The sequence below is a fragment of the Metabacillus sp. RB-C-LZQ-3-1 genome, from assembly GCF_058315175.1.
Genome location: NZ_JBZFLI010000012.1, coordinates 14,830 through 24,847, shown reverse-complemented (window position 1 = coordinate 24,847; position 10,018 = coordinate 14,830). Strand labels below are relative to the sequence as shown.

8 protein-coding genes and 1 pseudogene are annotated in these 10,018 nt (G+C 35.9%); 6 read left to right on the top strand and 3 right to left on the bottom strand.

From position 1 onward, the window contains the following. Window positions 1-28: 28 nt before the first annotated feature. The 4 genes and pseudogenes from AC4GZ8_RS17780 (at window position 29) to AC4GZ8_RS17765 (ending at window position 3,718) form a co-directional block, all read left to right on the top strand. Window positions 29-390, top strand: a pseudogene (locus AC4GZ8_RS17780) (response regulator transcription factor). Beyond that, a complete protein-coding gene (locus AC4GZ8_RS17775) occupies window positions 380-2,839 on the top strand; it encodes an ATP-binding protein (protein WP_491083237.1) in 2,460 nt (819 codons plus the stop codon). Before AC4GZ8_RS17780 ends, AC4GZ8_RS17775 begins: the two are co-directional and overlap by 11 nt. A 90-nt stretch (window positions 2,840-2,929) precedes the next feature. Then, the gene (locus tag AC4GZ8_RS17770; RefSeq protein WP_491083236.1) at window positions 2,930-3,325 is read left to right on the top strand and encodes a secondary thiamine-phosphate synthase enzyme YjbQ; all 396 of its coding nucleotides are present in this window, start codon (window positions 2,930-2,932) and stop codon (window positions 3,323-3,325) included. A gap of 126 nt (window positions 3,326-3,451) precedes the next feature. Beyond that, a complete protein-coding gene (locus AC4GZ8_RS17765) occupies window positions 3,452-3,718 on the top strand; it encodes a DUF2651 family protein (RefSeq protein WP_491083235.1) in 267 nt (88 codons plus the stop codon). A gap of 28 nt (window positions 3,719-3,746) precedes the next feature. On the opposite strand, the gene AC4GZ8_RS17760 is transcribed toward AC4GZ8_RS17765, so the two are convergent. The 3 genes from AC4GZ8_RS17760 to AC4GZ8_RS17750 all read right to left on the bottom strand — a co-directional run bounded on the left by AC4GZ8_RS17760 (window position 3,747) and on the right by AC4GZ8_RS17750 (window position 5,877). Continuing rightward, window positions 3,747-4,571 carry a protein-glutamine gamma-glutamyltransferase gene (locus AC4GZ8_RS17760; protein WP_491083234.1) on the bottom strand — a complete coding sequence of 275 codons (825 nt, stop codon included), beginning with the start codon at window positions 4,569-4,571 and terminating at the stop codon, window positions 3,747-3,749. A gap of 89 nt (window positions 4,572-4,660) precedes the next feature. Continuing rightward, complete coding sequence (locus AC4GZ8_RS17755) at window positions 4,661-5,482, bottom strand: MBL fold metallo-hydrolase (protein ID WP_491083338.1); 822 nt, start codon at window positions 5,480-5,482, stop codon at window positions 4,661-4,663. A gap of 155 nt (window positions 5,483-5,637) precedes the next feature. Next, the gene (locus AC4GZ8_RS17750; protein ID WP_491083233.1) at window positions 5,638-5,877 is read right to left on the bottom strand and encodes a hypothetical protein; all 240 of its coding nucleotides are present in this window, start codon (window positions 5,875-5,877) and stop codon (window positions 5,638-5,640) included. A 532-nt stretch (window positions 5,878-6,409) separates the two neighbouring features. Between AC4GZ8_RS17750 and AC4GZ8_RS17745 the strand changes: the two genes are divergently transcribed. Both AC4GZ8_RS17745 and AC4GZ8_RS17740 read left to right on the top strand, forming a co-directional pair. Next, window positions 6,410-6,871 carry a MarR family winged helix-turn-helix transcriptional regulator gene (locus tag AC4GZ8_RS17745; protein WP_491083232.1) on the top strand — a complete coding sequence of 154 codons (462 nt, stop codon included), beginning with the start codon at window positions 6,410-6,412 and terminating at the stop codon, window positions 6,869-6,871. Between the two features lie 2 nt (window positions 6,872-6,873). After that, window positions 6,874-9,996, top strand: coding sequence for an MMPL family transporter (locus AC4GZ8_RS17740; protein ID WP_491083231.1), 3,123 nt, complete (start codon window positions 6,874-6,876; stop codon window positions 9,994-9,996). Window positions 9,997-10,018: the final 22 nt, after the last annotated feature.

Sequence of the window (10,018 nt, the reverse complement as noted above, 5' to 3'; positions counted from 1 at the left end):
GGGTTTTTTCAAAAGGAGGAAGCATCATTTGAAAAAAATTTTACTTGCAGAAGATGAAGAAGTGTTACGAATGCTTGTGGTTGACACACTTGAGGACGAAGGATATCTAATAGATGAGGCATGTAATGGACAGGAAGCCTACTATCTTATTAGCCAAACTGAATATGATTTAATCCTGCTGGACCATATGATGCCTGTATATACGGGTCTAGAATTATTACAAAAATACGGAATGATCAAAATAAAACAAAAATAATGATGCTTAGTGCAAAAAGTCAATCATCTGACCAACAAAAGGTGATACAAGCTGGAGCGGATTATTTTATGTCTAAGCCTTTCAGTCCAAAGAAGCTTGTTGAAAAGATTAAGGAGATTTTAGGTGAAGCGTAAAAAATATGTGAGAAATAGTTTAGCCAGGCAGTTCTCCCTTCTCACCATTACTATTATCTTAACATTTAGTGTCTTGATGTCTGGATTGTTGATTTATCAAAATAAAATCAATCATCAGTTTAAAAAGGATAATAATAGGCTAGAAAAAAAGGAACATATTGCGTCAGAGTTGGATTATTCCTTTAATTTGGCTGTTTCAGAGATGAGGGCATATTTTGCTTATAATGGTAGGGAGATTTATTTTGAAAAAGTGAAGGAACAACAAGAAAATGTTGAGAAGGGCATAGTTGCTTTAGAAGATGTTGTGGATAATGAAGAGGACGTTGTGTTTTTAAATCAAATTAATGGGTTTTATCAATATTATTTTCATGATGTTATGCCTAAATCGAAAATATTGTATGATAATGGGCAAACAAATGAAGTCGCCAAGATTGCCATAGATCAGAATGGATCAGCAACCATTAGGACATACCAGGATAATATAAAAGACTATACTGAGAGTATAGAACAACAGGTTATGAAGATACATGATGTTCATAATCAGAAAATCTTTATCAGTCAGATAGTGTTTGGTATTCTTCTTTTTCTCTTAATTATCGGCATGGCGATGTTCACAAGTAAATTGCTTGCTAGCATTGGAAAGCCATTAAAACAACTTACCATTGCGGCCGGCGAGATAGCAGCTGGAAACCCAATCTTATTTACAGATACAACAAACAGAAAAGATGAACTAGGTTTATTATCTATTGCATTTGAAAAAATGACGAAAAGTATTCAAGAGAAAGAGAAAGACTTAAGCTCGCAAAACGAGGAGCTACTTGCACAACAAGATGAGCTACATGCACAACAATTGGAACTAGAAGAAGCGCTTGAACTTGCACAAAAAAGGGAATTTGATCTGAAACGTCGGAATGACTTGGTAAAAGGTATTGCGAATACCCTTGATAAACAAGAAGTGTTAAATAGTATCGTTCGGACAATGTGCGATATTATTGAGGCAGATAAAGGGTTGATTGTGCTGTTAAGCCGCGGACTCCCTCATGCAAGCTTTGGTGTTTCTCAGATGGGAATCAAGCAATTCATCAGCAATTTAGATTCCGGGTTTATGATCAGGTTGGAGGAAACTAAGGAACCATTTGTCATTAAGCGGGAATGTCAGGATGAAGAAAAAGCTTTCTATACTCATACTTCATTTTGCTATGACCTTTACCTTCCAGTTATTTCTTCATCCGGTCTAATGGAAGCAGTTATGTTGTATTCAAGATTCGACAAACCTTTTACTGTAGAAGAATTAAAGCAATTCAATGGACTGAGCAAACAAATTGCAATTTCATTAGATAAAATTCATATATTTGAATTATCTGAAGAAGAACGACAGTTAACTCAAGACATTTTAGACACGATTAATGAAGGAGTTCAGCTGATTGATGTAAATGGAACCGTCCTGCAGGTAAATAAAATGGTATGTGATATGTTTAGATGCAATAGAGAAATGATGGTTCAAAAACCATATAAAGAATGGATTGAAACCTTATTGAAATCAGTAGAAAATAGCCGGGAATTAGAAGGCTTTTTTAACCAAACCCTATTGGAAGGAAAAACGGCTCAACAATCCTTTGTCTATCATCAGAAAGATCCGATAAAAAGAGTCATACAAGTGTATTGTGAGTCACTGACAAGAAATGGTGATAAGTTCGGTACGGTTATTGTTCATCGTGACATTACAAAAGAATATGAAGTAGATGTGATGAAATCCGAATTTGTTAGTACGGTTAGTCATGAATTAAGAACGCCTTTAGCGAGTGTTCTTGGTTTTACAGAGCTTATACTTAATAAGGAACTTAAGCCAGAAAGACAGAAAAAGTACTTAACAACCATTTATCAAGAAGCAAAACGCTTGACGGTTCTTATTAATGATTTCTTAGATGTTCAACGAATGGAAGCTGGTAAACAAAGCTATAATAAAAAGCTCGATGATCTTGAACCATTAATTTCTAATCTTGTTGAAACATATCAAATTAATCATCCAAGTCATGTGCTTCATTATAGTATACAAACGTCAAATACAATGGTGTATTGTGATATGGATAAAATGGAGCAAGTATTTAATAATTTGTTAAGCAATGCCATTAAATATTCCCCAGAGGGTGGCAACATTTTCATTCATTTATATGAAGAAGGATCAAATTTAAAGGTTTTCATAAAAGATGAGGGCCTTGGTATTCCTGAAAGTGAATTAGATAAATTGTTTACTAAGTTCTATCGGGTTGATAATTCAGATTGTAGACGTATTGGAGGGACAGGCTTGGGCTTGGCGATTGTAAAAGAAATTATGAAGGCGCATGGTGGGGAAGTTACGGTTCAATCTGTTTTTAGAGAAGGAAGTACGTTTACAGTAATTTTCCCGCTAGTCATGGGAACTAGTAGTGATGATGATACAAAATCTTAAACATTCCATCAATCAGAAAGGTTTGTGTTTAAGCTCTTTCATTTATTGGTATATACTAGTGACAGATTACCAATGAGAGGTGTTGCTAAAATGTTAAGGAAGTATACAATTGAAAGTCATCAACGTGATGAAATGATCGAAGTGACTGATGTTGTCCAGGCCTTTGTTAACGAACAACAGATTCAAGAAGGAACCGTGCTTGTTTATTGTCCTCACACAACAGCCGGAATTACAATAAATGAAAATGCAGATCCAGATGTAAAAAGTGATATGTTAAGACGATTTGATGAAATGTATCCTTGGAAAGTTGCGAAGGATCTACATGCCGAAGGGAATACGGCTGCACATATGAAAGCTAGTACAGTAGGCTCCTCCCAAACAATTATCGTTTCAGATGGAAAGCTATTACTAGGTACATGGCAAGGCATTTATTTTTGCGAATTTGACGGTCCTAGACAACGGAATTTTTATATTAAAGCATGTTAAATAGCGCTAGCCTAAAAAAGAGTTCATAAAATGATAGGAGATTTGGATCAGAACTAGGGGTACTTCATTTTATTTTATGGTAAAATGAGTGGAATAAAAAATGTTAGTACTCTTAAGAGGTGACATATGGAATTAAATATTCTCCTTTTTTTGTTCGCTGGGATTGTCCTGATTTCTTCAATTATTGGTTTTGTATTAACTAAAAAAATCTATGTAACACCAGCGATTATCTTTGTCCTCTTCTCCTTTTTAATGCTCTTCTTTTTTAATGAAACATTTTTTGTTTGGGTGCTTATTTATACATGTTTCTCTATTTTCATAACCTTAATTATGTTTTTATATAAAAAAAGCAGAAATAGGAACATCAATATAGAGAAAAAGCACCGGTCATAAGCCGGTGCTTTATTTTTAAAAAATAAGTCTATATATAATAGTGGCTCGACCCAATTTTTCCAACAATTGTTTTTGAAGCAATAAATTGCGGCACTCTATTTCTATTGGGACCATAACTTGAAAAACGGTAAAGATAATGGTGGTCAAGTCTAGTTACTTGTGAAAGCAAGTAAGCAGATTCTGTAGCATAGGGTTTACGGCGTTTATTTAAAGACTCGATGATTCCATCAGCTGTCTTTATTCCTATACCGTGACCAAAGTATAAATCGTTTCCTAAATCTATGACATTCTCACCCTGCCATTGCGGTGTTTGGGGATTGAATTGAGGGTTAGCAAAGTATAAACAGTCTCCTGGAAGATAATCATTTCCTCTCCGAGTGTAAATTGGCAAATCATCATCAGACTGCCAGTCACGTAGGTATAACCCCTGGTAAATACGATTGAATTGAGCTACATCAATCGAATCTAGTACAGCTTTATAAAAGATAATAATAATGCTTGTAGCACATTCAAACCCGTATTCTCTTCCGTTTTGAAATATATCTGAAATGGCAACTGATGGGTTTATCCCTCTTTTTAATTTAAATCCACCTTGCTCTGTTAAATCCCAGAATTGTTCATTACATCTTGCGGTTTCAAAGGTTGTGAATCTAGCTTTACTTGCTAATAATTGACGAGCAGCTTGAATGATAGCGTATCGTAGATGTAGAGAGAATTCAAAATGCTGAATGTTTAAAAAGGAATAGGTCTCTTGATATCGACTCATTTTGTCGATCATTTCATTTTTCTCTGACTCAAAACCGGAGGCTTTTAAGGTATTTGCATCCACCACACGGTTACCAATAACAATCATGATGTCCCTCCTAAGGAAATTGTCATATTGTATTGTATGGTGGTGCAGGAAGAGATAGAAACAAAATAATGAATTCCTATGCTTTTTCCTTAGAACAACGTAATGTCACCTGATTGTTTGATATTTTCAGGAACCTCTGTGTGTATGAAGTTATCTGCTAAAATATTTAAATTGTTTTGGAGTTCATCCCCTGTCATAGGTAAGCCATGGCCGGATATAGCCACTTGAGGATGAAGAGACTTTATTTTTTTCACTGACTTTTCTGCAGCTTCCCAATCAAGAGTAAAGTACGCAGGGGGACCATGCATTTCCTGTTTTTGTGTCATAACATCGTATAGAGATTCCTGTTCCACAGTTGTAATTGCATCACCGGCAATTAACACTCGATCAATTTCTCTAAATAATGAAATATGTCCAGGTGTATGACCAGGTGTGTGAATATAACGCCAATTTGGTAGACATGGAATGATTCCATCATCACTTAGTAATGTTAAGCGGGAGCTAATATCTATGCTATGTCTAGGAAATAACGGAGACATCTTTGCCACAAGACCCTCGGCTTTTGGATTTGGTGGTGGATAGTCACTTTTTCCTGTTAAGTATGGTTTCTCTAATGGATGAGCATAGACAGGAGTGTCCCATTCATTTAATAAATTGTATAAGGCACCAACATGATCGAAATGTCCATGAGTTAGGACGATCCCTAAAGGTTTACAATTCTCTCCAAATCGTTTTTTTGCCTCTGATACTATGACCTCATCTGAGCCCGGCATCCCCGCATCAATTAAAACAAATTCGTTTGACTCCCTTGGATTACCAATAAAAACAATATTAACAATTTGATCACAAAAACAATAAACATCTGGTACAACGGCAAAACCCATTCCACTTGTAACTGAAGTAAGGGGCATCTTCTCCACTTTAAAACCTCCATTTTGTCCATTTTAATTGTAGTATTTCTTAAAATGGTGAGAGTATGAACTTTTTAAAGGGGCGACGAGTAACCCCTTACTGCAAACAACTACCCGAATACTTATTTCATTCCAACAAAGTTTGCTAAGAAATACTAAGATTTTCGCCATTGGTTTTGAGGGAAATCAAGTTTTTCAAGTAGTGCTTTTCTTTTATGCTTACTCTTTGACCAATTAACAAATCCTAATACTAAAGGGGCAAGAATAGTAACATATAGAAACGACCAATCTTTAAAAATAATAAAATCAATAAAATATCCAATAAATAATAACCCGCAAATGAAAAAATATAGAATGGACAGATGGTGATCTCCTCTTTTTGGACCTGATTTCATTCTGATCCTCCTCAGATATTCTTGATAACTTGTATTATTTCCATTGTTCGTTCATTTCTACCCCTAAGGTATTGAGAAATATAAGAATTGGAATTTATATAAAATATATTGATAAAGTTAACCTAATACGAATGAATTTTTTCATGTCGTCTAGGAAGTATAAAATTCTTGTACTGTGGATTAGCGCGCGGCATCCAGCTTCGAAGCAAAGGATGTGCAAGTGCGGTCTTGGAGATTGATGTCGCATTTTTGACTGCCAGCTCCTAGCCCCGAAGCACAGGACGTGCGAGTGCAGTTACAGCGACAGGACTTCGCGTTAGTTACTGCCTCCAGGGTCTAGCCGCAAATGAATGGAAGACAAAGAACGTCTTCTATTCGTCTGTTTATGTCTTAGTTGCCTGAGGCTGTTCAAGGCGCTTGCGCTTTTGTGCTTGTTTGCATAAGCTTACTTATTGACAGGAAGACAGAATCATTTTATAGTTAAACACATTAATAGTTAAATGGTTTAATTACTTTTGGAGGGCTAATCCTAATGAAAGAAAAACTGATAGAAGATTTAATTAATCGTTATGTTGATGTGAGCTTTGCAGTAACGAAAAAAGCAGAGAATCTCATCAAAGATAGCATAGGCGACACGATTACAAATGACCAGCATTATACACTCCGTTATATACATAAAGCAGGAACATGCACATCTACAGAGCTTGCTGAAGTGTTTGATGTAAAGAAGAGTGCTATTACCGCAATTGTTAATCGTCTAGCAGAAAAAGAGTTGATTAAAAGAACACGTGATGAATACGATCGACGAGTCATTTATCTGACATTATCAGATAAAGGAACAGAGCTGTTTAGAAAAACTGAAGAAAAAATTCATACACTTGTTGAATCCATTATCACGAGTTTTGAAGAAACAGAAATTGTTTCTTTTATTGAAACGTATGAAAAATTAAATGCACAACTGGATAATCTGAAAGACTGTAAAATGGAGGAATAATTGTGGGAACAATTGTTAAAGGAAAGTGGTTCGTTATTCTTGGGTGGATTGCAGTTGTTGTTGGGCTGTTTTTAGTAGCCCCTAACATGGGTGACCTTGTAAGTGAGAAGGGCCAAATAAATGTTCCGGAAGGTTACTCATCATCCCTGGCAGATGAGATACTAACTGAAGTACAAGAGCAAGATAGTGTTGGTGACGAAACGACTGCTGCCCTTGTTTTTCATAATGAAGAAAAGCTAACGAATGATGAAATCAAAGAAGCAGAGAAAGCGATTCGTCTTTTAGAGAAAAATAAAGAATTAGATGTTGCCAATATACTAACTCATTTCAATGAAGAATCACTTGAGGAACAATTAGTTTCTAATGACGGTAAAACGATTTTGGCATCAGTTACTGTTAATCGAAATGATCGTGAAGGTAAGGAAATTTCGGATTTATTGTATGAGACGATCGAAGATATCAAAGTGGAACATTATTACACAAGCGGATGGATGATTGACCAGGATGTAATGACTAGTTCACAAGAAGGATTAAAGAAAACAGAGGGGATAACAGTTGTATTTATTTTAATTGTTTTATTATTAGTTTTTAGATCTGTGATCGCACCTCTTATCCCTTTAATTACCGTTGGTCTTACTTATTTGGCATCACAATCTATTGTTGCCATCCTTGTTGATCTCGTTAATTTTCCGATTTCAAACTTTACCCAAATTTTCTTAGTAGCCGTTTTGTTTGGAATTGGAACAGATTATTGTATTTTACTATTAAGTCGCTTTAAAGAAGAGATCTCCCATCGGGAAAGCATTGTGGAAGCAATTATTGAAACCTATCGTAATGCAGGCAGAACAGTGTTCTTTAGCGGTGTGGCTGTTATGATTGGTTTTGCAGCTATCGGATTCTCGCAATTTAAACTTTATCAATCAGCATCAGCTGTTGCAGTAGGGGTAGCTATTTTACTCATTGCTTTGTTTACCGTTGTACCATTTTTTATGGCTGTATTAGGAAACAAGATTTTTTGGCCTTCGAAAGGGACGCTTGAACATAAGGATAGTAAATTCTGGGGAATTGTTGGTCGTTTCTCATTAGCAAGACCATTTATTGCGTTGTTAGTCGTAGCGGCTGTAACTGTACCGTTCCTGGTCACATATGATGGAGAGCTATCATATAACTCCTTAGAAGAAATTGGCTCTGATGTAAATTCTATAAAAGCATTTAATGCAATTGCCGACGGCTTTGGGCCAGGTGAATCAATGCCAACACAAGTTGTGGTAAAAAATGATGAGGAAATGAATTCTACTGAATACATTGCTCTGGCAGAGTCAATTAGCAAGGAATTGGAAAAGGTTGATCTTGTTGAATCTGTTCGCTCTGTTACAAGACCAACAGGAGAAAAAATTGAAGATTTCTATGTTTCAAAACAAGCTGAAACTCTTGAAGAAGGTCTTGGGGAAGGTAACGAGGGGATTAGCAAAATTAGTGAGGGACTTGCTGAAGCTGAAAGTGAGCTGTCCAGCTCTTCTCCACAATTGAAAGAAGCAACAGAAGGCATTAATGAACTTATCACAGGAACGGCTAAAATAAACTCAGGGATGACAGAAATTCAAACAAATCTAGCCAAAATTGAGGAAGGTATTCGTCAAGGGTCAGCAGGCTCTACAGAAATTAAAAAAGGCTTAGCAGATGCGAAGGCAGGAGCAGAAGAGCTTCAATCTGGTAGCAATCAATTATTAGCCGGATATACAGAAGTTGAGAATAATTTAAACACTTTATATAGTAAATATAATGAAATAGGTCAGGGTGTTTCTAGTCTATCTGTAGCTTTATCTTCTATAGAAGGAAAATTTGCCGAACTTGAGGCAAGTGAAGCCTATCCTAATCTAGGAAATGACCCGAATTATTTAGCGATAAAAGGGACTGTTCTTGGAGCCAATAAGCAATTACCTGTATTAGCAGGCGGGATTGATCAGCTAAATAATGGATTAAATGAACTCCATAATGGAGTAAATCTCGCAAACACAAACTTTTCAAAACTAGTTGAGGGTCAAAAAGAACTATCATCAGGATTAGCTCAACTAATTGAAGGAATAGAACAACAACAAGCTGGGTTAAATCAGTTGGCTGATGGTCAAGGACAAATTGTGGATAACATTCCACAGTTAACAAATGGACTTACAGGTGTAACAAATGGTCAACAACAGCTTTTAGACGGGTTTGGAGATCTTGACGGTCAAATGAGCCAGCTAACAGACGGACTTAGTCAAAGTGTTGATGGCTTAAACCAAGTATCAGAAGGGCTAGGATCAGCACAAGAATATTTAGCAGACTTGTCAAAATCAGATGATTCAGCAGGCTTTTATTTACCAGAAGAAGTACTAGAAAGCGAAGACTTTGAGCAAGCATTAGACACTTATATGTCTAATGACCACAAGGTGATGACATTCGATGTTATTTTCTCAAGTAATCCTTATTCAAATGAGGCGATTAATCAAATGGATGAGGTAAATGCAGCATTAGAGCGAGCAACAAAAGATACAAAGCTGGAAAATGCAAAAGTTGCAATTGGTGGAATAACAAGTACGAATGCTGATTTAAATACAATGTCAAATAATGATTACTCTCGAACAGTTGTTTTAATGTTAGTAGGTATTTCTATCATTCTCGTATTCTTATTCCGTTCCATTATTATGCCAATTTATATCATCGGATCATTGATTTTAACGTATTATACAGCGATGGGAATAAATGAAGTAATCTTTGTTCATATTCTAGGGTTTTCGGGAATTAGCTGGGCTGTACCTTTCTTTGCATTTGTTATTCTTGTTGCACTAGGTGTAGATTACAGTATTTTCTTAATGGATCGTTTTAATGAATATAAAGATTTATCAGTAGGTCAAGCAATGCTAGTAGCAATGAAGAAAATGGGAACAGTCATCATTTCAGCTGTTATTATTTTAGGTGGTACTTTCGCAGCAATGATCCCATCTGGAATGCTCTCACTTATTCAAATTGCGGCAATCATCTTAACAGGGTTATTCTTATATGCCTTAATTGTGCTCCCGTTATTTATTCCGGTAATGGTGAAAACCTTTGGTGCAGCAAACTGGTGGCCGTTTAAAAGGGTTTAGGAATTGATGGAAGTCAACAATT